This window comes from Candidatus Pseudomonas auctus (assembly GCF_048654275.1).
Lineage (GTDB): Bacteria > Pseudomonadota > Gammaproteobacteria > Pseudomonadales > Pseudomonadaceae > Aquipseudomonas > Aquipseudomonas pharyngis.
Genome location: NZ_JBJYZK010000011.1, coordinates 178,678 through 203,972, shown reverse-complemented (window position 1 = coordinate 203,972; position 25,295 = coordinate 178,678). Strand labels below are relative to the sequence as shown.

The window sequence follows — 25,295 nt, the reverse complement described above, 5'->3', positions numbered from 1 at the left end:
ATTTATCTCGCGACAAGGATGCCTCGGCCATGAGCGAACCCCGTTACAAGATCGTTTTCGACGGCGCGCTCCAGCCCGGCGTCGATGTCACCACGGCCAAGCTCAACCTGGCCGATCTGTTCAAAAGCGATGTTGCCGCCATCGAGCGTCTGTTCAATGGCCGCACCGTCGCACTCAAGCGTGATCTGTCCCACAGCGATGCGCAGACTTATCTGCAAGCGCTGGGCAAGACCGGAATCGATGCCCGGATCGAAACGGAAACACCCATCGAACTGAATCTTTCGGATGTCCACGAGCAAAGTGCCGCTGTGACGGAGCCCGACTCGCCTTACGCGCCTCCTCGCGCCGCCGTCGGTGAAAGCCTGCCGGCATTCGCGCCTCTCAAGCCACTCAGCGTTGAAGGCCGGATCGGCCGTTTGCGTTATCTGGCATGGTCGATGGTGTTGAGCCTGGTCGCCCTGCCAATCGTCAGCGTATTCGCGCTGATCGGCCTGGGCCTGGTGAGCGCCGACTCGACCACCGGCCTGATCATCGGCGGCCTCCTCGCCTTCTTCCTGTTTTTGGCCTTCGCGATTGTCGGGATCCTGTTCAGCATCCAGCGCCTTCACGATATTGGCTGGTCCGGCTGGCTCTGGCTGCTGACGCTGGTGCCTTTCGTGGGCAGCTTCTTCCCGCTGGTTATCATGGTCGTGCCGGGCAATACCGGCGCCAACCGCTATGGCCCACCACCTCCGCCGAACAGTACGGCAGTCAAAGTGCTGTGCTCTTTGTGGATCGTGTTTATCGGGCTGTTTTTCATGGGCGGCTTGCTGGGTGGGATTACCGCCATCCAGCAGGAATACGAAAGCAGTCTTGAAAGCAGCTATGAGAGCGGTTCGGTGACCACCGATGAAATCGATGTCGAAGTCGAGCCGGCCGCGAATTCGGCAGACGATGCAGCCGAAGCTGCTCTCGCCCCTGTAGACTCTGCGAAAGAATGAACAACGCTCCCCGCCGTGACACCTGAGTCCACGGCGCGGCGCTGTTGCGATGGAGATTTGCATGACCCGTTACGCTCTGATCACCGGCGCCTCCAGTGGCATCGGCCTGGCCATGGCCGAAGCCCTGGCGCGCCGTGGCCGAAGCCTGATTCTGGTGGCTCGCCAGCGTGATCAGCTGGAAAGCATTGCGATTGAACTGACCCAACGCTTCGGCGTGGAGGTGCTGTTCCGCGCCTGCGACCTCGGTGAGCCGCTGCGCCTGTCCGGTTTCCTGCTGGAGCTGGAAGAAGGCGATCGGCAGATCGATCTGCTGGTCAATTGCGCCGGCATCGGTACTTGCGGCCCGTTTCTGGCCCAGGACTGGATGACCGAACAGGACCTGATCGAAGTGAACATCCTCGCCCTCACCCGCCTCTGCCATGCCATCGGCAACAGCATGGCGTTGCAGGGTGGCGGACAGATTCTCAATGTCGCGTCGGTGGCGGCCTTCAACCCTGGGCCCTGGATGAGCACCTACTACGCCAGCAAGGCGTATGTTCTGCACTTCTCGGAAGCACTGCGGGTGGAATTGAAGAAGTGTGCGGTCAAAGTGTCGGTGCTCTGCCCCGGTCCGACCCGCACCGCGTTCTTTCGAACCGCGCAACTGAACAACGACAAACTCAACGCCAGCAAATTGCTGATGAGCCCCGAGGAGGTCGCGCTGTATACCGTGCGCGCCCTGGAGAAAAACCGCGCAATCATCATTCCCGGACGCCGAAACCGCTGGTTCGCCTTTCTGCCACGGCTCGGTTCGCGCTGGCTCAATCGCACGATTATCGGCATGGTCAACAAGGCTTACTGCCCGCGCTGAAAAGTCCTACGGCAAAACACTGGGCGGCCTTATCACCCTATGAGTACACTCAGGCCAGCCCAAACAACGGAGAAAACAGCTGTGGATACTCTGTTCACCAAGATCATCAACCGGGAAATCCCGGCGAAGATCATTTACGAGGACGACCAGGTTCTGGCGTTCCACGATATCGCCCCACAGGCACCGGTGCATTTTCTGGTGATCCCGAAGAAACCGGTGCGCACCCTCAATGACCTGACCGAAGACGACAAGGCACTGGCCGGGCATATCCTGTTCACCGCCCAGCGTCTGGCGCTGGAGCTGGGCTGCGAGGAAGGCTTCCGGGTGGTGATGAACTGCAATGAAATGGGCGGGCAGACGGTCTACCACATTCACATGCACGTTCTCGGTCAACGCCAGATGAACTGGCCGCCGGGCTGATTGAACCCAGAGATCGGTGGGAGCGCCCCGCTCCCACATGACCCAGCGCAAACCTTCCCCGGCCGATTCGGTTAAACTGGCCGCCGAGATTCTTCCCGGAGGTCAGCATGACTACCCAACGTCACTACTCGCCCATTGATCGTCTTCTGCTGCAAGCCGATGCTGCGATGCGTACCTTGCTGCCCTTCAGCGGCCAGCCGTACCGTCCGTCGCCAGCGATCGTGCAGCCCGATGTGCAGATGAGCGATGAAGACACCCGCCACGTCGCCGGTCTGATGCGCATCAACCACACCGGCGAAGTCTGCGCCCAGGCGCTGTATCAGGGCCAGGCGCTGACCGCCAAGCTGCCGCAGGTGCGCGAGGCCATGGAGCATGCGGCTGAAGAAGAGATCGATCATCTGGTCTGGTGCGAACAGCGCATTCACCAGTTGGGCAGTCACACCAGCGTGCTCAACCCACTGTTCTACGGCATGTCGTTCGGGATCGGCGCAGTCGCCGGGCTGATCAGCGACAAGGTCAGCCTCGGATTTGTCGCGGCGACCGAGCATCAGGTCTGCAAGCATCTGAACGAGCATCTGGAGCAACTGCCGGCCGAGGACGAAAAATCCCGGGCGATTCTGGAACAGATGCGCATAGATGAAGAACATCACGCGGAAAGCGCACTGGAGGCCGGCGGCTTCCGCTTTCCGGCGCCGGTGAAGTTCGGCATGAGCCTGCTGGCCAAAGTGATGACCAAGAGCACTTACCGGATCTGAAAAACGCCCGTAAAAAAGGCGACTGCCGCAAAGCAGTCGCCTTTTTTTGTGCCCGGATTTCTTAGCTCGGCATATTGCGCGCGTAGAAGATTTCCAGCATTTCGTGTTTCACACGCTCGGTCACCTGAGCGCGTTGCTCGGAAGACAGGTTGCTGGTGGCATCGCCGAACAGGTAGTTGTCCAGTTCGAAGTTCTTCAGCAGCATTTTGGTGTGGAACAGGTTTTCCTGGTACACGTTCACGTCGGTCATCTGGTACGCGTCGCGAGTGTCATCGGAAAGGTAGTTCTGGATCGAGTTGATCTCGTGGTCGATGAAGTGCTTGTTGCCTTCAACGTCACGGGTGAAGCCGCGCACACGGTAATCCACGGTCACGATGTCCGAATCGAACTGGTGAATGAGGAAGTTGAGCGCTTTGAGCGGTGAAATGACACCACAGGTCGACACATCGATGTCCACACGGAAGGTCGCGATACCGGCATCCGGATGGATTTCCGGGTAGGTGTGCACCGTGATGTGGCTCTTGTCGAGGTGGGCCAGGATGATTTCGGGCAATGGGCCCGGGGACTCTTCGATCTGGCTTTCGGTGGGGGTCACCGGCTCTTCCGAGATCAGAATCGTGACGCTGGCACCCTGAGGCTCATAGTTCTGACTCGCAATGTTCAGAATGTTGGCACCAATGATTTCGACAACTTCCGTGAGGATCTGCGTCAGGCGTTCGGCGTTGTACTCTTGATTGATGTACTCGACGTAAGCCTGCTGGTCTTGCGGGGTTTCCGCGTAGCAGATGTCATAGATGTTGAAGCTCAAGGTCTTTGTCAGGTTATTGAACCCGTGGAGCTTGAGTTTGCTTTTCACCGTTAAAAACTCTCTATGTATGCGGCACGGCCGCGTGATCAAGCATGCCCGTCAAGTGCGAACAACGCACCTGCGTAGGACGGTTAACACCTCTTCGCGATGGCGATTTTGGTTATCTGTTCAGGCGGATGACCCGTCGATTGACTGATCACGGCCCTGAAAAAAGTGGCGCATTATGCAGACGTCAGCGGGGGATCGCCAGAGTCTGCACTGCTTTTATGATAGTTGAATGTCGGCTCAGCCGAGTTCAACGATTTCGTAGTCGTGGGTGATCGCTACGCCAGCCGCGCCGAGCATGATCGAGGCCGAGCAATACTTCTCCGCAGACAGTTCGATGGCGCGTTTGACCTGGGCTTCTTTCAAACCCCGCCCCTTGACCACGAAGTGCATGTGGATCTTGGTGAACACTTTCGGATCTTCGGTCGCGCGTTCGGCATCCAGAAAGGCTTCGCAGCTTTCAACGGCCTGACGGGACTTCTTCAAAATGCTGACCACGTCGAAATTGCTGCAACCGCCGACACCCAGCAGGAGCATTTCCATCGGGCGGACACCCAGGTTACGACCACCGGCGTCCGGCGGACCGTCCATGACCACGACATGACCGCTGCCGGATTCGCCGAGGAACATGGCTTCGCCAGCCCATTGGATGCGTGCCTTCATCGCCAAGACTCCACTGTAGAAAAAAGGGTCGCCAGCTTAGCACAGGGCCCTGCCCGGACAGCGAGCAGGTTCCTAGGACGAATGCACCTTTAACGTAGGTGATTTCTCGAAATTTCGACGAAGTGTCTGGTAAGCTGGCGCCAATTCACTGGCGCCTTCGCCAGACTGTGTAGCGACCGCCTCAGCGCCTCATATAAAAACCAAATATAACCGTGCAGTCTTTTCGGGATACAACCATGGTTGGTATTACCCCCACACCCAAAATCAAGAACCTCGACAAGCTGCTGATGCATTGCCAGCGCCGCCGTCACCCGGCCAAGAGCAACATCATCTGCGCCGGAGATCGCTCCGACACTCTGTATTTCATCATCCGCGGTTCGGTCACGATCCTGATCGAGGACGACGACGGCCGCGAAATGATCATCGCGTACCTGAATGCCGGGGACTTCTTCGGCGAGCTGGGTCTTTTCGAAGAGGCCGGCCAGGAACAGCAGCGCAGCGCCTGGGTGCGGGCCAAGGTTGAATGCGAAGTCGCGGAAATCAGCTACGCCAAGTTCCGCGAATTGTCGCAACAGGATCCGGACATTCTCTACGTGCTCAGCGGACAAATCGCACAACGTCTGCGCAACACCACACGCAAGGTCGGCGACCTGGCGTTCTTCGACGTTACCGGCCGTGTCGCTCGCTGCCTGCTGGAGCTGTGCAAGCAACCGGACGCCATGACTCACCCGGACGGCATGCAGATCAAGGTGACCCGTCAGGAAATCGGCCGGATCGTCGGGTGTTCGCGAGAGATGGTCGGTCGCGTGCTCAAGGATCTTGAAGAACGCAACCTGGTCGATGTGAAAGGCAAGACCATGGTGGTCTTCGGCACTCGCTGAGTTCTCAATCTCAGCCGGCGTAGATCTGCGCCAGCATCAAACGAAAGAGTTCATCAAGGCGTGCCAGTGCATGGGGCGCCGGGAATTTTTCGTGCAGAGCGATGTGGCTGGCGGCACGCACCCGCTGCTCCAGGCCACACGCCTCGTTGAATCGGTTGACCGCCGCGACCATCGACTCACGTTCGTCATCCACCAGCATCGCCCCGTGCACCAACCCCACCGGACGCTGACCACCCTGACTCTGGCGCCAGCGCTGAGCGGTGCCGACCATCTTGCGACCGTCGAGATTGACGTTGAAGCGACCGTCGCAAAACGCACCGTCGATTTCACCCAACGACGAAGTGCCACCCAACTCATCCAGCAACTCACAGATCGGATCGCACAGCCGCCGGTAACCGGTTTCGATGCGGTTCAGATCGCCTTCGCTGCGAGGCGGTGCGTAGACCAGTGCAATATTGATGGTCGACGCCGATTGCGGAACCGGTTCGCCACCGGTTTCACGCAGCAACACCGGCCAACCGGCCGCAGCGGAGACTTCGCAGGCGTGATCGAATCCGGAGAGGCGATTCAAACGGCGCGGCATGACCAAAGCGCGGTCGCTGGGCTGCCAGAACAGCAGACCGAATTCGGCATCGCCGGCGCAGACCGAGGCCAGCAGATCCTGTTCGGCTTGCAGGCCGGCTTCGATGGTCAGGGAAGTGGGGATCATAAGGTTTCCATAGGACGTTGAGTCTGAGGTGAATCTTATGCCGCCTTCGCGGGCAAACCCGCTCCCACAAGGGACGGGCGCCTGCGAAGACTTGATCAGTCGAGGGTCGAACCACTCACCGGAACGCCGCGCTCCGGGAAGAACAGACGCTGCAGTTCGATGCCCGGGCTTTCGGCGCGCATGAACGCTTCGCCGACCAGGAACGCATAGACATCGCTGATTTCCATCAACTCGACATCGGCACGATTGAGGATGCCGCTCTCAGTGATGACCAGGCGATCACGCGGAATGCGCGGCAGCAAGTCGAGGGTGGTTTCCAGACTCACGTCAAAGGTGTGCAGATTGCGGTTGTTGACTCCGACCAGCGGCGTGTCGAGGGTTTTCAACGCGCGTTCCAGCTCATCGCCGTCGTGCACTTCCACCAGCACATCGAGGCCGACATCTTTGGCCACCGACGCCAGTTCGGCCATTTTCACGTCATCCAGCGCGGAGACGATCAACAACACGCAATCGGCGCCCAAGGCACGGGCTTCGACGATCTGGTACGGATCGATCATGAAATCCTTGCGGATCACCGGCAGCGAGCACGCAGCGCGGGCCTGTTGCAGGTAGGCATCGGCGCCCTGGAAATAGTCGATATCGGTCAGCACCGACAGGCAGGTCGCCCCGCCCTTCTCGTAGCTTTTGGCGATCTCGGCGGGAACGAAGTTCTCGCGGATCACGCCTTTGCTCGGCGACGCCTTCTTGATTTCGGCGATGACCGCCGGTTGTTTCTTCTTGGCCTGCGCCAGCAATGCCTGGGCAAAACCACGGGGTGCATCGGCCGCCTTGGCCAGACTTTCCAGCTCGCTCAGGCTCACACGAGCGCTACGCTCGGCGACTTCCTGAACCTTGCGGGCCAGAATGTTTTCCAGAACCGTCGGTACACTCATCCCTCATTCTCCACTTTGAATACCGCGGTAAAGGCACCCAACTCCTCGAGTTTTTCCCGAGCAAGACCGGTGTGCAGAGCGTCGTGGGCCAGTGCCACGCCCTCTTTCAGACTTGTCGCCAGGTCGGCGGCGTACAGCGCCGCACCGGCATTGAGCACGATCATTTCGGCAGCCTTCTGGCCGTTCTCGGTCTTGCGCTTGCCCAGTGCATCGCGGATCAGCGCCAGCGACGCTTCCGGGCCTTCGACCGACAGGCCATGCAGGCTCTGGCTCTTCATGCCCAGATCTTCCGGCTCGACCCAATACTCGGAGATCTGATCGTCTTTCAGCTCGGCGACAAAGGTCGGCGCCGCCAGGCTGAATTCGTCCAGACCGTCCTTCGAATGCACCACCAGCACGTGCTTGCTGCCCAGACGCTGCAAGACTTCAGCCAACGGCCGGCACAGCGCCGGGGTGAACACGCCCACCACCTGATGTTTCACACCGGCCGGATTCGTAAGCGGGCCGAGCATGTTGAACAGGGTGCGCAGACCGAGATCGCGGCGCGGGCCGGCGGCGTACTTCATGGCTTTGTGGTGAGTCTGGGCAAACATAAAACCGATGCCGACGTTATCGATGCAGCGCGCCACCTGAACCGGGGTCAGGTTGAGGTAGATGCCGGCGGCTTCCAGCAGGTCGGCACTGCCGCTCTTGCCCGACACCGCACGGTTACCGTGCTTGGCCACGGTGCAGCCAGCAGCAGCGACCACAAAGGAAGACGCGGTCGACACGTTGAAAATATTCGCCCCGTCACCGCCGGTGCCGACCACATCGACCACGCCGTCGAGGGTCTTGAGTTCGACCTTGTCCGCCAGTTCGCGCATCACCGACACGGCGCCGACGATCTCGTCGATGCTCTCGCTCTTCATGCGCATGGCCATCATGAACGCGCCGATCTGCGCATCCGTGCATTGGCCGGTCATGATTTCGCGCATCACGTCGCGCATTTCATCGGTGCTGAGGTCGAGATGATCGACGATACGGCTCAGGGCTGTCTTGATATTCATGGAAAGTCCTTAGCGCGTGCCGCCGGTTTGTTTGAGGAAGTTGGCGAACAGTTCATGGCCCTGCTCGGTGAGGATCGATTCCGGGTGGAACTGTACGCCCTCGATGTTCAGGGTCTTGTGACGCAGGCCCATGATTTCGTCGACCGAACCGTCATCGTGCTGGGTCCACGCGGTCAGCTCCAGACAATCGGGCAACGTTTCGTGTTTGACGATCAGGGAATGATAGCGGGTGACGGTCAGCGGACGGTTCAGACCGGCAAACACGCCCTTGTCCTCGTGGAATACCGGGCTAGTCTTACCGTGCATCACCTGCCGGGCGCGGACGACATCGCCGCCAAAAGCCTGACCGATGGACTGGTGACCGAGGCAAACGCCGAGGATCGGCAGTTTGCCGGCGAAGTGCTTGATGGCTTCGATGGAGATGCCGGCTTCGGTCGGTGTGCACGGGCCCGGGGATACGACGATGCGCTCAGGTTTGAGCGCTTCGATTTCGGCGATGGTCAGTTCGTCGTTGCGCACCACCTTGACCTCGGCACCCAGCTCGCCGAGGTATTGCACAACGTTGTAAGTAAAGGAGTCGTAGTTGTCGATCATCAGCAACATGGCGTTTCGAACCTCTTGAATTCTGACTTGAAGACAGCCTTCGGATGACTTGCCAGGGCGCTGCACACGTTCAGACGCGCAGGTCGCGTCGGCACAGCGGCATTTCAAACGGGCAAGGAAGGCAAAGCGATACAGATCCGGCGGGGCCGGCAGAATAGATTCAGGCGCGCCAACGCCAGCGGGCGTGTGCCTTGATGACTTGATCCAGAAGTTTGCTGGTGATCAACACGGGGAAGGTCTCGTTCATACGTTTCGGCACAGTAACTTAGCTGGGCGGAGCGTGCAATATGGCCGGGGCCGTGGGGGATAAAACAATGGGAGGGTTGACGACCGATGGCAAATCGCCGGAAGTTTTTGGTACTGTCGTTTCGTTCACTACAACAATAAATAAACGGACTTGCTCATGATCAAACAGACGTTGTTTGTACCGCTCGCCGGATGCCTGCTCGCGATGGCCTGCGCCCAGGCGAACGCCGCACCCAATCCTTATTCGAATTTCGTGGTCTTCGGTGACAGCCTGAGCGATGCCGGGACTTTCACTGACAGCGGCGGCCCGGCCGGCGCCACGCAGCGCTACACCAACCGCACCGGTCCGGTGTATCTGGACGGCAGCGGTGAACTCCGCTCGCTGAACTCGACGCAACTGCTCGGTGGCCGACTTGGCTTCACACCGGATCAAACCGCCTCCTCGTCCTCAGCGGTACGTGCCGGCCAAGGCCAGCCGGACGGTAACAACTGGGCCGTGGGCGGCTATCGTACCGACCAGATTCTCGACTCGATCACCAGCCAGTCCGCCACTGGTGAACGTACCCGCGCCGGTTATCTGCCGTCGAACGGTTTCCGTGCCGACCCGAATGCACTGTATTACCTGACCGGGGGCGGCAACGATTTCCTCCAGGGCCGCGTCACCAGCCTGACTCAGGCGAATGCCGCCGCTGATCGACTGGTCGACAGCGTACGCACGCTGCAAGGTGCCGGCGCCCGCTACATCATGGTCTGGCTGCTGCCGGACATCGGCCTGACTCCGGCCATCAACGGTTCACCGCTGCAGGCCTTCACCTCGCAACTCAGCGCCCAGTTCAACACCGAACTGGTCAGCCAGTTGCAGAGCGTCAATGCCAACGTCATCCCGCTGAACGTCCCGGTTCTGCTCAAAGAGGCATTCGCCAATCCGGCGCAGTTCGGCCTGGCAACTGACCAGAATCTGGTCGGCACCTGCTTCAGCGGCAACAGCTGCACGGAGAACGCGCGGTACGGGATCAACAGCGCCACCCCGGATCCGACCAAGCTGATCTACAACGACGCCGTTCACCCAACAGAAGCCGGGCAGCGCCTGATCGCCGATTACGCTTACTCACTGCTGGCCGCGCCATGGGAAGCGACCCTGTTGCCGCAAATGGCCCAAGGCACCCTGCGCTCGCATCAGGATGAGCTGCGCAACCAGTGGCTGGCAGATTGGGAAAACTGGCAGGCCGTGGGCCAATGGCGGGCGATTGTCGCCGGCGGCGGCCAGCATCAGGACTTCGACAGCCAACGCAGCGGCGCCAGCGCCGACGGCAACGGTTACAACCTGAACATCGGCGGCAGCTACCGCCTCAACGACGCATGGCGCGTGGGCGTGGCGGGCGGTTTCTACAATCAGAAACTCGAGGCCGGCGACAACGACTCGGACTACAAGCTGAACACTTATCTGGGCACCGCATTCGCCCAGTACCAGCAGAACCGCTGGTGGGGTGACGCCGCCGTGACCGCCGGGCATCTGGATTACGACAGCCTCAAACGCAAATTCCAGCTGGGGGTCAACGAACGCGGCGAGAAAGGCGATACCGACGGCTATGTGCTGGCCCTCAGCGGTCGCGTGGGTTACGACATTGCGCCAGAAGCGAGCAGCCCATGGCACCTGTCGCCATTCGTCAGCGCCGATTTCGCCAAGGTTGAAGTCGATGGCTACTCGGAAAATGGCGCCGACTCCACGGCACTGACGTTCGATGACCAGTCGCGCATTTCCCGGCGTCTCGGCCTCGGGATCCAGGGCAAGTACCAGATCACCTCGCAGACCCAGGTGTTCGGCGAACTGGCCCATGAGCGCGAGTACAACGACGACACCCAGAATGTGACGATGAACCTCAATAGCCTGCCGAACAACCGCTATACCCTGGCCGGCTATGCCCCGCAGACCAACCTGAACCGCCTGAACCTCGGCGTGAGCCACAACCTCACCAAGGATCTGGCATTGCGCGCCAGCTACGACATCCGCAAGGATGACGACTTTACCCAGCAAGGGATCAACGTCGGCGTAGCGCTCGACTTCTGATTCGCAGGCCATAAAAAAACGCGGCGCCCTCACAGGCGCCGCGTTTTTTTTGGCTGAATCAGCAATCACTCAGTCCGGGGTTTGCTCTGCCAGCGCAACGGCACGGAACATCGCCCGGCGCTTGTTGATGGTTTCTTCCCATTCCAGCGCCGGCACCGAGTCAGCGACGATGCCGCCACCGGCCTGCACGTGCAGTTCGCCGTTCTTGATCACTGCGGTACGGATCGCAATCGCGGTGTCCATGTTGCCGTTCCAGGCGAAGTACCCGACCGCGCCGCCATACACGCCACGCTTGACCGGCTCCAGCTCGTCGATGATTTCCATCGCCCGGATCTTCGGCGCACCGGACAAGGTGCCCGCCGGCAGGATCGCCCGCAGTGCGTCCATCGCCGTCAGCCCGGCTTTCAACTGACCGGTGACGTTGGACACGATGTGCATCACGTTGGAATAACGCTCGATCACCATCTTCTCGGTGAGCTTCACCGAGCCGATCTCCGATACGCGCCCGGTGTCGTTGCGACCGAGGTCGATCAGCATCAGGTGCTCGGCGATCTCCTTGTCGTCGGACAGCAGGTCTTCTTCCAGCGCCACGTCCGCCTCTTCGGTGGCCCCGCGAGGACGGGTGCCGGCAATCGGGCGCACGGTGATCAGGTTGTCTTCTACTCGCACCAGCACTTCGGGCGAACTGCCGACGACGTGGAAATCGCCGAAGTTGAAGAAGTACATGTACGGCGTCGGGTTGAAGCAACGCAGTGCGCGGTACAGATCGATCGGCGCTGCCTTGAAGTCGATCGACATGCGCTGGGACGGCACCACCTGCATGCAGTCACCGGCGAGGATGTATTCCTTGATGGTGTCGACGGCTTTTTCGTAGTCGTCCTGGGTGAAACTGGAGCGGAACACCGGCTCGGCCGCCTGCTGCTTGCTGAAATCCAGGCCACGGCGCGGGGTGATCGGCTGACGCAGTTTTTCCAGCAGTTGCTGCAATTGCGCCTGACCCTGCTCGTAGGCATCGGCCTGCGCCGGGTCGGCCAGCACGATCGCGTGCATCTTGCCGGCGAGGTTGTCGAACACCACCACCGCATCGGAGACCATCAGCAGAATGTCCGGCACGCCCAGCGGATCCGGATTCGGGCATTTGCCGAGGCGCTTCTCTACATAACGCACGCAGTCGTAACCGAAGTAACCCACCAGACCGCCGTTGAAGCGCGGCAGACCGGCAATGGTCGGCACGTTGTAGCGGGCCTTGAAGGTTTCGACGAAGGCCAGCGGATCGTCGACGTCGTGGCTTTCGGTCTCGACGCCATCGACGGTGATACTCACGTGATGGTCGTGAACCCGCAGCACGGTGCGGCACGGCAGGCCGATGATCGAGTAACGGCCCCATTTCTCGCCGCCCTGTACCGATTCGAGCAGGTAGGAGTTGGGCTGGTCGGCCAGTTTCAGGTAGATCGACAGCGGGGTGTCGAAGTCGGCCAGGGTTTCGCAGGCCAGCGGAATGCGGTTGTAGCCGTCAGCGGCCAGACGCAGGAATTCTTCGCGGATCATAGGGTGCCTCGTGGTGTGAGGGGCAAATCAGTCAGGTGTGCAAACGCGCCGGCAGGCCGGCCAGGAACAAGTCAGGCGCGCCAACGCCAGCGGGCCAGGGCCTTGATGACTTTCATCCAGAGTTTGCGGGTGACCACCACGATGGCGTTTCCAGAAGGGGATTGAGAAGCGTCGGGCAACGTTATCTCAGCGGCCGTATCCAGGCAACCGGGAATTAGCTTGCGCAGATCGTCGATCACCAGCGCCGGGGATTCCTCGGCAATCGGCCGGCCATGGTTGTAGCCATAACTGAGCCCAACGCATTTGACCCCCGCCGCTTTCGCCGCCAGCACGTCGCTGCGCGAATCGCCGACGAACAGCGATTGCGAGGCCGGAATGCCGGACATCTTCATGACGAAGAACAGCGCCGCCGGATCGGGCTTCTTCTGCGGCAGGGTATCGCCGCCGATGATCCACTTGAAGTAGCGGCCGATCTTCATCTGATCCAGCAGCGGCGCGACGAAGCGCTCCGGCTTGTTGGTGATCAGCGCCATGGCCACGCCCTGCTTGTGCAGCCATTTCAGGGTGTCGCGCACGCCGGGATAGACCACGGTCAGCTCATGGCTGGCGCCGTAGGCCTCCATGAAAACCTCCAGCGCATGCTCGGCTTCGACGTCATCCACGGAGGAATGATCGATGCCGCCGGCCAATGCGCGGCGCACCAGCACCGGCGCACCGTTGCCGACCCACTCGCGTACCGACTCGATACCGGCAGGCTTGCGCCCGAGCGAGAGCAGCATGTTATCCACAGCCGCCGCCAGGTCGGGTACCGAATCGATCAGCGTGCCATCCAGATCGAACATCACCAACCGCGGCAGTTGCCCCGGGAACAGCTGCTCAAAACCGCTCATGGGCGAGCCAGCGCCAATTCGGAACGCATCTTGTCGATGACTTCCTGATAGTTCGGCGCATTGAAGATCGCCGAGCCGGCCACGAAGGTGTCGGCGCCAGCGGCAGCGATTTCGCGGATGTTGTTGACGTTGACGCCGCCGTCGATTTCCAGGCGGATGTCACGGCCCGAGGCATCGATGATCGCGCGGGCTTCACGCAGCTTGTCGAGGGTACCGGGGATGAATTTCTGCCCGCCGAAGCCCGGGTTGACGCTCATCAGCAAGACCATGTCGACCTTGTCGATCACGTACTTGAGCACGTCCAGCGGGGTCGCCGGGTTGAACACCAGGCCGGATTTGCAGCCGCCTTCACGGATCAGTTGCAGCGAACGATCGACGTGCAGCGTGGCTTCCGGGTGGAAGGTGATGTAGGTGGCGCCGGCTTCGATGAAGTCGCCGACGATGCGATCCACCGGGCTGACCATCAGGTGGGCGTCGATCGGCGCGGTCACGCCGTACTTGCGCAGCGCGGCGCAGACCATCGGGCCGATGGTCAGGTTCGGTACGTAGTGGTTGTCCATGACATCGAAGTGGACGAAGTCGGCACCGGCGGCCAGAACGTTGTCCACTTCCTCGCCCAGGCGGGCGAAGTCGGCGGAAAGAATCGACGGAGCAATAACGAAGGGCTGCATGACGCACCTTTTCTGAGCTAAATCACGATGGCGCGCATTGTATACCTCAAGTTTCCGCGCGCGCACCGTGACCGCGATGATTGGGTTGTGCCATGACCGATGACCGGCGGGTTCTCAGTACGCCGCCCGGTAGATCTTCTCGATGTCGGCGGCGCTGAGCTTGCGCGGGTTGTTGCGCATCAGGCGCTCGATTCCCGCGGCCTCTACCGCCATGGCCGGGATCGCTTCTTCGGGCACGCCGAAACTGCGCAGACCCAGCGGGATTTCCACCGCCGCACAGAGCTCGGTCATCGCGGCGACGGCGCTGTCGGCCGCTTCATTGAGACTCAAATGAGCGGTCTTCACCCCCATGGCTTCGGCAATATCCTGCATCCGTTCGACACAGGCCATCTTGTTCCAGGTCATGACATACGGCAGCAGCAACGCATTGCTGACGCCGTGGGCAATGTTGAAACGCCCGCCCAGTGGATACGCCAGCGCATGCACCGCGCCGACCCCGGCATTGCCGAACGCCATACCGGCCATCAGGCTGGCGGTGGCCATGTCCTCTCGGGCTTGCAGGTTGGAGGGATTGGCGTAGGCCTTGGGCAAGGACCGGGCGATCAACTTGATTGCGCCGATGGCCAGCGAATCGGTGATCGGCGAGGCATTCAGCGACAGGTAGGATTCGATGGCATGCACCAGCGCATCGACACCACTGGCGGCGGTAACGCTGCGCGGACAGGTCAGGGTCATCTGCGGACTGACCAGCGCCACATCCGGCAACAGGTAGTCGCTGACGATACCTTTCTTCAGTTGGGCGACCTTGTCCGAAAGAATCGCGACGTTGGTCACTTCGGAACCGGTGCCGGCCGTGGTCGGGATGGCGATCAGCGGCGGGCCCTTGCGCGGCACCTGATCGACGCCGAACAGATCCTCCAGCGCGCCGTGATAACCGGCGTACGCCGCAACGCTCTTGGCGATGTCGATGGCACTGCCGCCACCGAGGCCGATCAGACCGTCATGCCCGCCCTCTCGGTAGACACGCATACAGTCCTCGACGATGGCGATTTCCGGATCGGGCAACACGCGGTCGAAGATTTCATATTCACGCTGGCCGATCTGCGCCAGCGCCAGCTCTACAGTCCCGGACTTGACCAGCGCGGCATCGGTGACGATCAGCGGGTTGTCTATATCCAGCCGCGTTAGCTCGGCCGCCAGTTGCTCGATGGCCCCGGCGCCGGTGATCAGTTTGTGAGCAATCTTGAACGAGGAAAGACTCATCGTGCGCAGCCTCTTATAGATGTGGGAGCTGAGCACAAGCGTAGCTGGGGAATTCGGGTTGTCTGGTATTCAGGGTGTGAATGACGGAGGCAAGATCAAGAGCGCCCTCACCCTAACCCTCCCGAAACGTCGGACCGCCCGTAGGGAGAGGGGACTGACCGTGGTGAGTTTTCGCTATACACCGACCTGAATTACCGAGTCGAACTCAGGTTTTGAAAAGCGTGTAGATCAGCTCCCTTCCTCAAGTCGAACACAGATTCTGAACTGCACGAATATCTGCTCCCTTTCCCCTCGCCCCCTTGGGGGAGAGGGTTGGGGTGAGGGGGTAACGATCTCAAGCCGAACACTAAACCTGAGCAGTACGCAGTTTTTCACTCCGCCCACGCAACCATTCCAGCGTCAGCAACAGAATCACCGAGAAGGCAATCAACAACGTCGCAGCCGCCGCAATCGTCGGGCTCAGGTTCTCGCGAATCCCGCTGAACATCTGCCGTGGCAGCGTCGCCTGCTCGGGACCTGCAAGAAACAACGTCACCACCACTTCATCGAACGAGGTTGCGAAGGCAAACAGCGCCCCGGAAATTACCCCCGGCGCAATCAGCGGCAAAGTCACCCGGCGGAACGTGGTCAATGGCGAAGCACCAAGACTGGCCGCCGCCCGCACCAGGTTATGGTTGAAACCCTGCAACGTCGCCGACACCGTGATGATCACAAACGGCACACCGAGCACCGCGTGCACAACGATCAGCGAGAAGAAACTGTTGCCCAGGCCCAGCGGCGCGAAGAACAGGTAACTGGCCACACCGATGATCACCACCGGCACCACCATCGGCGAAATCACCAGCGCCATCACCAGCGGCTTGCCGGGAAAGTCGCCACGGGTCAGGCCGATGGCCGCCAGCGTGCCGAACACCATCGCCAGCACGGTCGCGGCCGGGGCGACGATGATGCTGTTCTTCAACGCGCGCATCCATTCCGCCGAGGCGAAGAAGTCGTGGTACCACTGCAGCGAAAAGCCCTGCAGCGGGTACACCAGAAAACTGCCCGAGTTGAACGACAGCGGCACGATCACCAGCACCGGCAGGATCAGGAACAACAGGATCAAGCCGCAGAGGATCCGCAAGCTGTAGAACCACACCCGCTCGACGGGCGACATATAAGGACTCAGCATTTCAAATTCCCCTTAGCTCAGGCGCAGGCGACTGGCGCCTACCAGCCAGCTGTAGATCAGATAAAGCACCACGGTCGCCAGCAGCAACAGCCCGCCCAGTGCGGTGGCCATGCCCCAGTTGATGCTGGTGTTGGTGTAGAACGCGACGAAGTAGCTGACCATCTGATCGTTCGGGCTGCCGAGCAGCGCCGGGGTGATGTAGTAGCCGATGGCGAGGATGAACACCAACAGGCAACCGGCGCCGACACCGGCGTAGGTCTGCGGGAAATACACCCGCCAGAAACTGGCGAACGGATGGCAACCCAGGGAAATCGCAGCACGCATGTAGGTCGGCGAGATGCCTTTCATCACGCTGTAGATCGGCAGGATCATGAACGGCAGCAGGATGTGCACCATCGAGATGTAGACCCCGGTGCGGTTGAACACCAGCTCCAGCGGTTTATCGATGATGCCCATCGCCATCAATGCGCTGTTGATCAAACCGCCGGATTGCAGCAAAACGATCCACGCAGCGACCCGCACCAGGATCGAGGTCCAGAACGGCAGCAACACCAGAATCATCAGCAGGTTGCTTTGACGCGAAGGCAGATTGGCCAGCAGGTACGCCAGCGGATAGGCCAGCACCAGGCAGATCACGGTGATGATCAGGCCCATCCAGAAAGTCCGGGCGAAGATGTCGAGGTAGATCGCCTGATCCGGGGTCGCCGGAGCAATTTCGCCGAGGTCGTCGATGCGGTGATCCACTGCTGCCAGCAAGTAGAACGGGGTGATGCTGCTGGTGTTGCGCTTCACCGCTTGCCAGTAGGCCGGATCGCCCCAACGCTCGTCGAGGCCTTCCAGTGCTTCTTTATAAGAGGCCGGTTCGCTGGCGAATGGCAGCGAGCGGGCGGTTTTGGTCAGCAGGCTGCGATAGCCGGCCAACTCCATGTTCAGGCGCTTGGACAGATCGCCCAGGGTCTGGTTTTTCCGCGCTTCGGCGAGGTCTTCGCTGGCAGCTTTATAGACCGGTTCGGCGGGCAGGCCTCGGCCGTCCCACGCAGCAATCGCGGTTACGGTGCGCGGCATGCCGCCAACCACTTCCGGGTTGCCGACACTTTTATAGAGCAGCGCCACGATCGGCACCAGGAACACCAGCAACAGAAACAGCACCAGCGGCGCGATCAGCGCCTGGGCCTTCCAGCGGTTGACCCGCTCGGCGTGCTTGAGCCGCTGCTTCAAGGTGGGGCTGTTGCCCTCGTTCAGGGGAACGGCGATGGCCATGACGTACTCCGCAAATCTTTGATCAATCGAGAATGTGGGAGCGAGCCTGCTCGCGATAGCGCCTTCGGATTCAACATTGATGCCGACTGACACGCCGCAATCGCGAGCAGGCTCGCTCCCACAGGAGGGCAAGCCCTCTGGTTACTTCGCAGCCCAGGAATTGAAGCGCTGCTCCAGTTGCTCGCCGTTGTCAGCCCAGAAGCTGACGTCGATCTGCACCTGGTTGGCGATGTTTTCCGGGGTGGTCGGCATGTCTTTCAGGATTGCCTTGTCCAGCAATGGCACTGCCTGAGAGTTGGCCGGACCGTAGGCGATGTTTTCCGAGTAGGTCTTCTGCTGTTGCGGCTGCACCGAAAACGCGATGAATTTCTTCGCCGCTTCGGCACGCTTGGCGTCCAGACCTTTCGGGATGGCCCACGCATCGAAGTCGTAGATACCGCCGTTCCACACCACTTTCAGATTGGATTCTTTCTGCACCGCAGCGATACGACCGTTGTAGGCCGAGCTCATGACCACGTCACCGGAAGCGAGGTATTGCGGCGGCTGGGCGCCGGCTTCCCACCACTGGATGTTCGGTTTCAGCTCATCCAGTTTCTTGAATGCGCGATCCTGACCGCCCTTGCTGGCCAGTTCCTTGTACACGTCTTTCGGCGCAACGCCGTCGGCCATCAGTGCGAATTCGAGGGTGTACTTGGCGCCTTTGCGCAGGCCGCGCTTGCCCGGGAATTTTTTCGTGTCCCAGAAATCCGCCCAGCTGGTCGGTGCGGTTTTCAGCTTGTCGGCGTTGTAGGCCAGCACGGTCGACCACACAAAGAAGCCCACGCCGCACGGCTGGATCGCGCCTTTGACGTAGTCTTCGGACTTGCCGAACAGCGCAGGATCCAGTTGCTCGAACATGTCTTCGTCGCAGCCACGGGACAGTTCCGGCGATTCAACCTCTACCAGATCCCAGGACACGCTCTTGGTGTCGACCATGGCTTTGACCTTGGCCATTTCACCGTTGTACTCACCAGCGACGATCTTGCCGTTGCCCGCCGCTTCCCACGGTGCGTAGAAGGCTTTGACTTGCGCCGCCTTGTTCGCCCCGCCAAACGACACCACGGTCAGATCCGGGCCGGCGGCCATTGCGCTTGCCGCACCCATCAGGCCCAGGGTCAGGGCTGTGAACTTCAGGGATCTCAACATTTATTGTTCTCTCCACGTGCAGGGTTGGTGTTGGTATTGCCGGGGCGCTTAATGCGCCTCTAGAAGAGGGTCGAGCGCACGAACGTGCTCGACCTGCCAGCCAAGCGGAACCACGTCACCGACCGCGAGCGCTGGATCGAGCTCGGCAATCGGTTGTTTCACGAAGAAGTCGGTCTTGCCGCAGACTTCCAGGCGCACCCGGACGTGGTCGCCCAGATAGATGAATTCGGCCACCCGCCCGGAGAAGCGGTTGACGCATTGGTCACTCGAACCGTTGAGGCTGACGCGCTCCGGCCGGATCGACAGAGTGACCGGCTCGCCGGTCTGGCCGATGTTGACCGCCAGCGCCTCGACCTTTTCCCCGCGCCCCAGCTCGACCACGCAGCGCTCGCCGTTCTGACTGAGCAGGCGACCGTTGAGGCGGTTGTTCTCGCCGATGAAGTTGGCGACGAAGGTGTTTTTCGGTTCTTCGTAGAGGGTGCGCGGCGGGGCGATCTGCTGGATTTCGCCCTGATGGAAGACGGCAACACGGTCGGACATGGTCAGGGCTTCGCCCTGGTCGTGGGTCACGTAGACCACGGTCACGCCGAGGCGCTGGTGCAGGTGTTTGATTTCCATCTGCATGTGTTCACGCAGCTGTTTGTCGAGGGCGCCGAGGGGTTCGTCCATCAACACCAGTTGCGGCTCGAACACCAGCGCACGGGCCAAAGCCACACGTTGTTGCTGACCGCCGGACAATTGCGCCGGATAACGCGATGCGAACGCATCAAGCTGGACCATGCTCAGGACTTTCTTGACCTTGTCGCTGACGTCGCTCTTGTTCAGGCCACGCACGGTCAGCGGGAACGCGAGGTTTTCGGCGACGGTCATGTGCGGGAACAGCGCGTAGTTCTGGAACACCATGCCGATGTCGCGTTTGTGCGGCGGCACGTTGTTGATCGCCCGCCCGGCGAGGAGGATTTCACCGGCGGTCGGCGTTTCGAAACCGGCGAGCATCATCAGGCTGGTGGTCTTGCCCGAGCCGGACGGCCCGAGCAAGGTGAGGAATTCGCCCTTGCGAATGTCCAGGTTGAGGTCTTTGACGATCAGGTTCTCGCCGTCGTAGCTCTTCTGCACTCCACGAAAGCTGACCAGCACATCGCTGGCCCCTGCGTTTGATTCGACCTGGCTCATACCCACACCTTTGTTATTGATGACTGCTGTGGGATTAAGCCTAGTGGCTGCTTGCAGTCACGCAAATCGGGGCGCAGGAGAGAATCGCCTCAGCCGGATGGAAGGCCGGGGGTAGGGATTGCCCTACAAGGATGGCGCGTTTTGGCAAACCCGCCGCATGGGTCGGGGCTCAAGCCGTCAGAACCGGCAAAAGTGCCTGTCGCTATTGGATATGCCGCTCAGAGCAGCTTGTGTTCCATCGCGTACTTCACCAGCTCGGCGAGCGAAGTGATGTTGAGTTTCTGCATCAGCCGCGCCTTGTGGGTGCTGATGGTCTTGCTGCTCAGGGCCAGTTGCTGGGCGATGTCGTTGACGTTAGCGCCTTGCGCCAGGCGTTCGAACACCGAGAATTCGCGCTCCGACAGCAACGAGTGCAGTGGTCGCGCATCGGTCAGGCCGACTTCGAAGACCATGCGGTCGGCCAGCTCCGGGTCGATGTAGCGCCCGCCCGCCGCCACTTTGCGAATCGCCGTCAGCAGCAGCGCCGGATCGCTGTCCTTGGTGGCATAACCGGCGGCGCCGACCTTCAGCGCCCGGGCGGCCATTTGTGCTTCGTCGTGCATCGACAGCACCAGAATCGCCGGCGGATGGTTCAGCGCGCGGATTCGTGGAATCGCTTCGAGCCCGTTGACGCCGGGCATCGAGATGTCCAGCAACACCACTTCGCAGGGCACATTGCGCAGGGTTTCCAGCAATTGCTCGCCGTTGCTCGCCTCCCCCACCACTTGCAGATCCTTGGCCAGGCCGATCAATTGCTTGATGCCTTCGCGAACGATGGTGTGGTCTTCGGCTACCAGTACACGGATCACTTACTTCTCCTCATCCAGTGGCACCCGCACGCTCAGCGTGGTGCCCTCGCCCGGCTCGCTGTCGAGTGACAGCTGCCCGCCCATGATCAACACCCGCTCGCGCATGCCCACCAGTCCAAAGGATGTCGGCCTGCCGGCAGCGGCGACAAATCCTACGCCATCATCGCTGACCGTCAGACACAATTCGTTGCCTTCCTGCGTCAGCGTCAGTTCCACAGTATGCGCCTGAGCATGGCGCATGACGTTGGTCAATGCCTCCTGAAGAATACGGAACAGGCCGATGGCCTTGGCGTCGCTGAGCGGCGCAAGGTTGTCCGGCACCTGCACCAGACACGGAATCTGCGTGCGCGCCTCGAACCGCCGCGCCTGCCACTCGATGGCCGAGGCGATCCCGGCATCGAGAATCGGCGGGCGCAGCGCCGTCGCCACATCCCGCACCAGCTGGAACAACTGGGCAATCAGGCGCTTCATGCTGTTCAAGCGCTCGTTCAGACCCGGGTCGAGTTGCGCGTAGGCCAGTTCGCACATCGACGTTTCCAGTTTCAGCACCGTCAGCATCTGCCCCAGTTCATCGTGAACCTCCCGGGCGATGCGCGCCTTTTCCTCTTCCCGCACGCTTTCCAGGTGCGCCGACAGTTCGCGCAGTTGTTCGCGGGAGGCCGCCAGCTCCAGTTCGATGCGTTTGCTTTCGGTGATGTCCCAGACAATGCCGTCCCAAACATAGGCACCGCCCTCCAGCTGACGGGTGATGGCCTTGATCTCAGCCCAGCGCTGCTCGCCCTGGCGCGTGAGAATCCGGCCCTGCCACGACCAGTCGCTGTCGGTGTCCAGCGCCTGGTCCTGAGTCTGGTGATAAGCGGCCCGGTCATCCGGATGCACCAGACTGCGAAGTCCCATGTCGCGATGGGCGATGGCGGCCGGCGCGTAGCCGACCAGACTTTCGCTGCCCTCGCTGATGTAGGCAAAGTCGATCTGCCCGGTTACCGGTGCACGCTCGAGACGGAACACCAGCCCCGGCACATTGGCCGCGATGCCTTGCAACCGCGCCTCACTTTCTTGCAACGCAGCCAGGGCACGACGACGCTCGGTGACATCGGTGAGATAAACCACGAGGTATTCGCCATCGCGAAAACGCAGGAAGCTCAGCGACACGTCCGCCGGCAGCACACTGCCATCGGCCCGCACACAGTTGGCTTCAAAACTAAGTGGCCCTTCTTCGCTGGCTCGGGCGCGTTTCCACAGGTTGAGCCAGCGATCCATGTGCAGCCCCGGCTCAAAGTCGATCAACGGCCGGTCGATGATCGCGCCCTGTGGATAACCAAGCATGTTTTCTGCCGCGCGATTGGCGTAGCGCACATGGCTGTCCCAATTGACCCAGAGAATGCCGACGGTGCTCTGATCGATGGAAAACTGGGTCAGGCGCAAGGCCTCTTCGCTGGCGGCGCGCAGGGCGATGTCTTCACGCGCGTCGAGCAGGCGCTGTTCAAGACTGCGCTGCTGGCGGCGCTGCCAGAAGACGATGGCTACGCAACTGAGCAGCAACACCGCGAACAACAGGCTCAGGTTCTGCCAAAAGCCCGGCGACTCGGATAGCCGTGGGTACTTGGGTTGCAGCCATTGCGCATGCAGGCGCTCCAGATCCTTGGCCGGGATTGCGCGCAAGGCACTCTCGACGATCCCGGCCAGTTCCGGCCAGTCGCGACGGGTGCCGATGCGCAGCAGTTGCGGCAGACCGATGTCACCGACCACCACCAGCCCGGCAAACTCCGGTTCCGCCGACAGCCGCCCGAGCTGCGCCTCATCGACCACCGCGTAGGACGCCTGCTGACTCAGCAACAGTTGCAGCGCCTGACGCTCCATCGGTACGCCTTGCAGATTCAGGTGCGGATAGTTGCCGCGCAGATAATCGGCGGTGACGCCGGGCATGCGCACGGCGACGCGGGTCTGGCTGTCGAGTTTTTCCAGCTCCACGGTCGCGCTGCTTTTCTGGTCGCTGACCACCAGTTGCGGCACGCGCATGTACGGATCGGAAAACTGCCACAGACGCAGCCCGCCCGGAGTCTGGGTCAGGCCTGGGGCGATGTCGATTTCGCCGTCCCGGGCAGCGGCCTCGAGTTGTGCCAGATCCTGAAAGTTGCGCCAGCTCAGCTCGACATTCAGCGCACGGGCCAAGGCTTTCATCACTTCGACGTTGGCCCCCGACAGCCGCTGCAACCGCCGGTCGTATTGCGCGTACGGCGCCTGCAGCACCAGGCCCACGCGCAATTCATTGTGCTGTGCGAGCCACTGTTGTTCGCTCGCCGATAACCGCGCGAGGTGGCTCGGTGGCGCAGGCGCCGCCCAGCCCATCAAGGGAAACGCCAGACAGCCGATAACCCACAGGCAGCAAAAACGCATCATTGAAGTCTCATACACTGACAAATTCTGACCAACCCATTAGGCTGCCGGGATAACTTCTGGCCTGGAATAACCGATGCCCCCTGTCTATCGCCTGGCAATGCCAGCATTGTGCCTGTCGCTGATCCTGCCTTGTGCGTTTTCCGTCGAAGCCGCGGATCCGGCGCCCGCCCCCGCCGCAGAAAAAGCCGCCGAAGAAAAACCGGTCGAACGCCAGCCACTGCTTGAGCGTAGTCAGGAAGAAGCCGCGGCACTCGAACGCAAGGTTCCAGCCCAGGAACAACAGCAACTGCAAGCGGGCAGCGACACCTTCCTTGCCCTGTGGAAACCGGCCAACACCGCCGAACCCAAAGGCGCGGTGATCCTCATTCCCGGTGCCGGAGAAACCGCTGACTGGCCCCAGGCGATCGGCCCGTTGCGCCGCAAGTTGCCGGACGTCGAGTGGAGCAGCCTGAGTATCACCCTGCCCGATCTGCAAAGCGATGCCATCGCGCCGCGCGTGGTCGAAGCCCCCGCCGCAGCGAAAACCGCTGACCCCGGCAGCAAGGATTCGACCACCGCCGAGCCGATCGAACAAGCCGCCGGTGGCGAGGCCGATGTGGCCGATAAGGTCGTTGCCGAAACCTCCGAGGAACAGTCCAAGGCCGACGCCGAGCGAATTTTCGCCCGCATCGACGCCGCGCTGGCCTACGCCGAACAACAGAGCGCGCGCAGCATTGTCGTACTTGGTCATGGCACCGGTGCTTACTGGGCGGCGCGCTACATGAGCGAGCGACAAAACTCGCAGGTCGAGAAGCTGGTCCTGGTAGCCGCGCAGACCCCGGCCAAGGCCCAACCGCAACTGGTGGAACTGACGCCGACCCTGAAGCTGCCGACCGCGGACATTTTCTACATGGATAAAGCGCTGGACCGCAACGCAGCACTGGAGCGCATGCAGGCCAGCAAACGGTTGAAGACGTCCGCGTTCAGTCAGGTCGCACTCAAGGCCCTGCCGGACAACAAGGCTGAACAGGAGCAGTTGTTCCGCCGGGTGCGTGGCTGGTTGAATCCGCAGAGCCCGGACTGACAAAGCGCAGAAAAAAAATCGCAGCCCAACGCTGCGATTTTTTTATGCCTAGCGAAAGTCCCGCCGTTCGCGAATCAACGTGTAGGCATTGTGCAATTCGCGGGTCCTCTCGGTGGCCTCGCGCACCTGCGCCGGCGTGGCCCCCGTCCCGGCCACCTTGTCCGGGTGATGCCGGCTGAGCAGACGCCGATAGGCGCGTTTGATCTGTGCCGGTTCGCTGGTGGCTGAGACACCGAGCAGGCGCATCGCTTCCTGATAGCTCACCGCCGCGCTGACGATCGGACGCTTGTGTGGCTCGTAGTCCGCCGCCAGCGCCTGGATCTGCTGGGTCGTCCAGCCCAGCCACTTGCCCCACTGCGCCAGCAATTCCCGCTCGCTGACGCCGGCCCGACCATCGGCGAAGACCATTCGCCAGCAGGCGCGCAATACACCTTCAGCCGCGTGAGGTTGAGTGCTCAATCGACGCAGATAACCGCGCAGATTGTCGTTGCCGGACTTGCCGCGATTGAACGCGGCAATCGCCCGGCGCTGCGCCGGCTCGCTCATTTCCAGCGCGCGCATCTCATGCCGCGCCTGCTGGATGTGACCGTCCGTAACCCGCCCGTCGCTCTTGGCCAGACGCCCGAGCAACACGAATAACAGTTCGTCGTTGCGCAGCATCGGCCGGCCGCCGAGTTTTTCCCGCAAATGCCCCCAGCTCTGCAAATGCAGGCGCCGATCCAGCGCCTGCCCCAACAAAGCCCCGAGCATGGCCCCCGGAATGCTCGCGATAGCAAAACCCGCTCCGGCTCCAATCAGAGTCCCTGGCCACAACATA

The 25,295-nt window shown here is 61.2% G+C and carries 24 protein-coding genes; 7 read left to right on the top strand and 17 right to left on the bottom strand.

Annotation, left to right across the window (positions count from 1 at the left end):
• Positions 1-29 precede the first annotated feature (29 nt).
• The 4 genes from ACKUG4_RS20625 (at position 30) to coq7 (ending at position 3,005) form a co-directional block, all read left to right on the top strand.
• The gene (locus ACKUG4_RS20625; protein WP_445434710.1) at positions 30-980 is read left to right on the top strand and encodes a DUF805 domain-containing protein; all 951 of its coding nucleotides are present in this window, start codon (positions 30-32) and stop codon (positions 978-980) included.
• A 61-nt stretch (positions 981-1,041) separates the two neighbouring features.
• The gene (locus tag ACKUG4_RS20620; RefSeq protein WP_064599806.1) at positions 1,042-1,830 is read left to right on the top strand and encodes an SDR family NAD(P)-dependent oxidoreductase; all 789 of its coding nucleotides are present in this window, start codon (positions 1,042-1,044) and stop codon (positions 1,828-1,830) included.
• 81 nt (positions 1,831-1,911) lie between these two features.
• Complete coding sequence (locus tag ACKUG4_RS20615) at positions 1,912-2,250, top strand: histidine triad nucleotide-binding protein (RefSeq protein WP_007956318.1); 339 nt, start codon at positions 1,912-1,914, stop codon at positions 2,248-2,250.
• Positions 2,251-2,357: 107 nt separating this feature from the next.
• A complete protein-coding gene (coq7, locus tag ACKUG4_RS20610; RefSeq protein ID WP_007956317.1) occupies positions 2,358-3,005 on the top strand; it encodes a 2-polyprenyl-3-methyl-6-methoxy-1,4-benzoquinone monooxygenase in 648 nt (215 codons plus the stop codon).
• A 61-nt stretch (positions 3,006-3,066) separates the two neighbouring features.
• On the opposite strand, the gene speD is transcribed toward coq7, so the two are convergent.
• Positions 3,067-3,861, bottom strand: a complete 795-nt coding sequence (gene speD / locus ACKUG4_RS20605) for an adenosylmethionine decarboxylase (RefSeq protein ID WP_085609101.1) — start codon at positions 3,859-3,861, stop codon at positions 3,067-3,069.
• A gap of 237 nt (positions 3,862-4,098) precedes the next feature.
• Positions 4,099-4,521 (bottom strand): OsmC family protein, encoded by a 423-nt coding sequence (locus tag ACKUG4_RS20600; protein WP_016772921.1) that lies wholly within the window; start codon positions 4,519-4,521, stop codon positions 4,099-4,101.
• A 236-nt stretch (positions 4,522-4,757) separates the two neighbouring features.
• On the opposite strand from ACKUG4_RS20600, the gene crp reads away from it, so the two are divergent.
• The gene (crp, locus tag ACKUG4_RS20595) at positions 4,758-5,402 is read left to right on the top strand and encodes a cAMP-activated global transcriptional regulator CRP (RefSeq protein WP_085646874.1); all 645 of its coding nucleotides are present in this window, start codon (positions 4,758-4,760) and stop codon (positions 5,400-5,402) included.
• 10 nt (positions 5,403-5,412) lie between these two features.
• Here crp and ACKUG4_RS20590 read toward each other — a convergent pair whose 3' ends face one another.
• The 4 genes from ACKUG4_RS20590 to ACKUG4_RS20575 all read right to left on the bottom strand — a co-directional run bounded on the left by ACKUG4_RS20590 (position 5,413) and on the right by ACKUG4_RS20575 (position 8,692).
• The gene (locus tag ACKUG4_RS20590; RefSeq protein ID WP_039768101.1) at positions 5,413-6,111 is read right to left on the bottom strand and encodes a lipoate--protein ligase family protein; all 699 of its coding nucleotides are present in this window, start codon (positions 6,109-6,111) and stop codon (positions 5,413-5,415) included.
• A 95-nt stretch (positions 6,112-6,206) separates the two neighbouring features.
• On the bottom strand, positions 6,207-7,043 hold the full coding sequence (trpC, locus tag ACKUG4_RS20585) for an indole-3-glycerol phosphate synthase TrpC (RefSeq protein ID WP_039768100.1): 837 nt from the start codon (positions 7,041-7,043) through the stop codon (positions 6,207-6,209).
• A complete protein-coding gene (gene trpD, locus ACKUG4_RS20580; protein ID WP_064599810.1) occupies positions 7,040-8,089 on the bottom strand; it encodes an anthranilate phosphoribosyltransferase in 1,050 nt (349 codons plus the stop codon). Before trpD ends, trpC begins: the two co-directional genes overlap by 4 nt.
• Before the next feature lie 9 nt (positions 8,090-8,098).
• Entirely contained in the window at positions 8,099-8,692 is a 594-nt protein-coding gene (locus ACKUG4_RS20575) for an aminodeoxychorismate/anthranilate synthase component II (protein ID WP_085612915.1), read from the bottom strand.
• Positions 8,693-9,095: 403 nt separating this feature from the next.
• Between ACKUG4_RS20575 and estP the strand changes: the two genes are divergently transcribed.
• Positions 9,096-11,006 carry an esterase EstP gene (gene estP, locus ACKUG4_RS20570; RefSeq protein WP_445434709.1) on the top strand — a complete coding sequence of 637 codons (1,911 nt, stop codon included), beginning with the start codon at positions 9,096-9,098 and terminating at the stop codon, positions 11,004-11,006.
• Between the two features lie 69 nt (positions 11,007-11,075).
• Here the strand turns inward: estP and trpE are convergent, their stop codons facing one another.
• From trpE to ACKUG4_RS20520, 10 genes are all read right to left on the bottom strand, one after another.
• Positions 11,076-12,554, bottom strand: coding sequence for an anthranilate synthase component I (gene trpE / locus ACKUG4_RS20565; RefSeq protein ID WP_210709702.1), 1,479 nt, complete (start codon positions 12,552-12,554; stop codon positions 11,076-11,078).
• A gap of 71 nt (positions 12,555-12,625) precedes the next feature.
• Entirely contained in the window at positions 12,626-13,444 is an 819-nt protein-coding gene (locus tag ACKUG4_RS20560) for a phosphoglycolate phosphatase (RefSeq protein ID WP_007956306.1), read from the bottom strand.
• Positions 13,441-14,115: a ribulose-phosphate 3-epimerase gene (gene rpe, locus ACKUG4_RS20555; protein ID WP_007918813.1), complete on the bottom strand. Its 675-nt coding sequence runs from the start codon at positions 14,113-14,115 to the stop codon at positions 13,441-13,443. The genes ACKUG4_RS20560 and rpe overlap by 4 nt, the downstream gene beginning before the upstream one ends.
• 114 nt (positions 14,116-14,229) lie before the next feature.
• On the bottom strand, positions 14,230-15,378 hold the full coding sequence (locus tag ACKUG4_RS20550; protein ID WP_085646877.1) for an iron-containing alcohol dehydrogenase: 1,149 nt from the start codon (positions 15,376-15,378) through the stop codon (positions 14,230-14,232).
• Between the two features lie 346 nt (positions 15,379-15,724).
• On the bottom strand, positions 15,725-16,549 hold the full coding sequence (locus tag ACKUG4_RS20545) for an ABC transporter permease (protein ID WP_085646878.1): 825 nt from the start codon (positions 16,547-16,549) through the stop codon (positions 15,725-15,727).
• Positions 16,550-16,561: 12 nt separating this feature from the next.
• The gene (locus ACKUG4_RS20540) at positions 16,562-17,809 is read right to left on the bottom strand and encodes an ABC transporter permease (RefSeq protein ID WP_007959935.1); all 1,248 of its coding nucleotides are present in this window, start codon (positions 17,807-17,809) and stop codon (positions 16,562-16,564) included.
• A gap of 141 nt (positions 17,810-17,950) precedes the next feature.
• Complete coding sequence (locus ACKUG4_RS20535; RefSeq protein WP_007959933.1) at positions 17,951-18,994, bottom strand: ABC transporter substrate-binding protein; 1,044 nt, start codon at positions 18,992-18,994, stop codon at positions 17,951-17,953.
• A gap of 48 nt (positions 18,995-19,042) precedes the next feature.
• Positions 19,043-20,167, bottom strand: a complete 1,125-nt coding sequence (locus ACKUG4_RS20530; protein ID WP_007959931.1) for an ABC transporter ATP-binding protein — start codon at positions 20,165-20,167, stop codon at positions 19,043-19,045.
• Between the two features lie 218 nt (positions 20,168-20,385).
• Positions 20,386-21,015: a response regulator gene (locus ACKUG4_RS20525; RefSeq protein WP_007959929.1), complete on the bottom strand. Its 630-nt coding sequence runs from the start codon at positions 21,013-21,015 to the stop codon at positions 20,386-20,388.
• A complete protein-coding gene (locus ACKUG4_RS20520) occupies positions 21,016-23,415 on the bottom strand; it encodes a PAS domain-containing sensor histidine kinase (protein ID WP_445434708.1) in 2,400 nt (799 codons plus the stop codon).
• A gap of 73 nt (positions 23,416-23,488) precedes the next feature.
• Between ACKUG4_RS20520 and ACKUG4_RS20515 the strand changes: the two genes are divergently transcribed.
• The gene (locus ACKUG4_RS20515; protein ID WP_210709704.1) at positions 23,489-24,478 is read left to right on the top strand and encodes an alpha/beta hydrolase family protein; all 990 of its coding nucleotides are present in this window, start codon (positions 23,489-23,491) and stop codon (positions 24,476-24,478) included.
• Positions 24,479-24,526: 48 nt separating this feature from the next.
• Here ACKUG4_RS20515 and ACKUG4_RS20510 read toward each other — a convergent pair whose 3' ends face one another.
• Entirely contained in the window at positions 24,527-25,294 is a 768-nt protein-coding gene (locus ACKUG4_RS20510) for a TerB family tellurite resistance protein (protein ID WP_064599825.1), read from the bottom strand.
• Position 25,295 lies beyond the last annotated feature (1 nt).

Bases quoted from the DNA above. Each gene is read 5' to 3' on its own strand.
- ACKUG4_RS20520 (WP_445434708.1), bottom strand. From the start codon at position 23,415: ATGATGCGTTTTTGCTGCCTGTGGGTTATCGGCTGTCTGGCGTTTCCC.
- estP (WP_445434709.1), top strand. From the start codon at position 9,096: ATGATCAAACAGACGTTGTTTGTACCGCTCGCCGGATGCCTGCTCGCG.
- ACKUG4_RS20515 (WP_210709704.1), top strand. From the start codon at position 23,489: ATGCCCCCTGTCTATCGCCTGGCAATGCCAGCATTGTGCCTGTCGCTG.
- ACKUG4_RS20625 (WP_445434710.1), top strand. From the start codon at position 30: ATGAGCGAACCCCGTTACAAGATCGTTTTCGACGGCGCGCTCCAGCCC.
- trpE (WP_210709702.1), bottom strand. From the start codon at position 12,554: ATGATCCGCGAAGAATTCCTGCGTCTGGCCGCTGACGGCTACAACCGC.
- ACKUG4_RS20535 (WP_007959933.1), bottom strand. From the start codon at position 18,994: ATGTTGAGATCCCTGAAGTTCACAGCCCTGACCCTGGGCCTGATGGGT.
- ACKUG4_RS20575 (WP_085612915.1), bottom strand. From the start codon at position 8,692: ATGTTGCTGATGATCGACAACTACGACTCCTTTACTTACAACGTTGTG.
- rpe (WP_007918813.1), bottom strand. From the start codon at position 14,115: ATGCAGCCCTTCGTTATTGCTCCGTCGATTCTTTCCGCCGACTTCGCC.
- trpC (WP_039768100.1), bottom strand. From the start codon at position 7,043: ATGAGTGTACCGACGGTTCTGGAAAACATTCTGGCCCGCAAGGTTCAG.
- ACKUG4_RS20560 (WP_007956306.1), bottom strand. From the start codon at position 13,444: ATGAGCGGTTTTGAGCAGCTGTTCCCGGGGCAACTGCCGCGGTTGGTG.
- ACKUG4_RS20620 (WP_064599806.1), top strand. From the start codon at position 1,042: ATGACCCGTTACGCTCTGATCACCGGCGCCTCCAGTGGCATCGGCCTG.
- ACKUG4_RS20510 (WP_064599825.1), bottom strand. From the start codon at position 25,294: ATGTTGTGGCCAGGGACTCTGATTGGAGCCGGAGCGGGTTTTGCTATC.
- coq7 (WP_007956317.1), top strand. From the start codon at position 2,358: ATGACTACCCAACGTCACTACTCGCCCATTGATCGTCTTCTGCTGCAA.
- ACKUG4_RS20545 (WP_085646878.1), bottom strand. From the start codon at position 16,549: ATGCTGAGTCCTTATATGTCGCCCGTCGAGCGGGTGTGGTTCTACAGC.
- ACKUG4_RS20530 (WP_007959931.1), bottom strand. From the start codon at position 20,167: ATGAGCCAGGTCGAATCAAACGCAGGGGCCAGCGATGTGCTGGTCAGC.
- ACKUG4_RS20550 (WP_085646877.1), bottom strand. From the start codon at position 15,378: ATGAGTCTTTCCTCGTTCAAGATTGCTCACAAACTGATCACCGGCGCC.
- trpD (WP_064599810.1), bottom strand. From the start codon at position 8,089: ATGAATATCAAGACAGCCCTGAGCCGTATCGTCGATCATCTCGACCTC.
- crp (WP_085646874.1), top strand. From the start codon at position 4,758: ATGGTTGGTATTACCCCCACACCCAAAATCAAGAACCTCGACAAGCTG.
- ACKUG4_RS20590 (WP_039768101.1), bottom strand. From the start codon at position 6,111: ATGATCCCCACTTCCCTGACCATCGAAGCCGGCCTGCAAGCCGAACAG.
- ACKUG4_RS20540 (WP_007959935.1), bottom strand. From the start codon at position 17,809: ATGGCCATCGCCGTTCCCCTGAACGAGGGCAACAGCCCCACCTTGAAG.
- ACKUG4_RS20600 (WP_016772921.1), bottom strand. From the start codon at position 4,521: ATGAAGGCACGCATCCAATGGGCTGGCGAAGCCATGTTCCTCGGCGAA.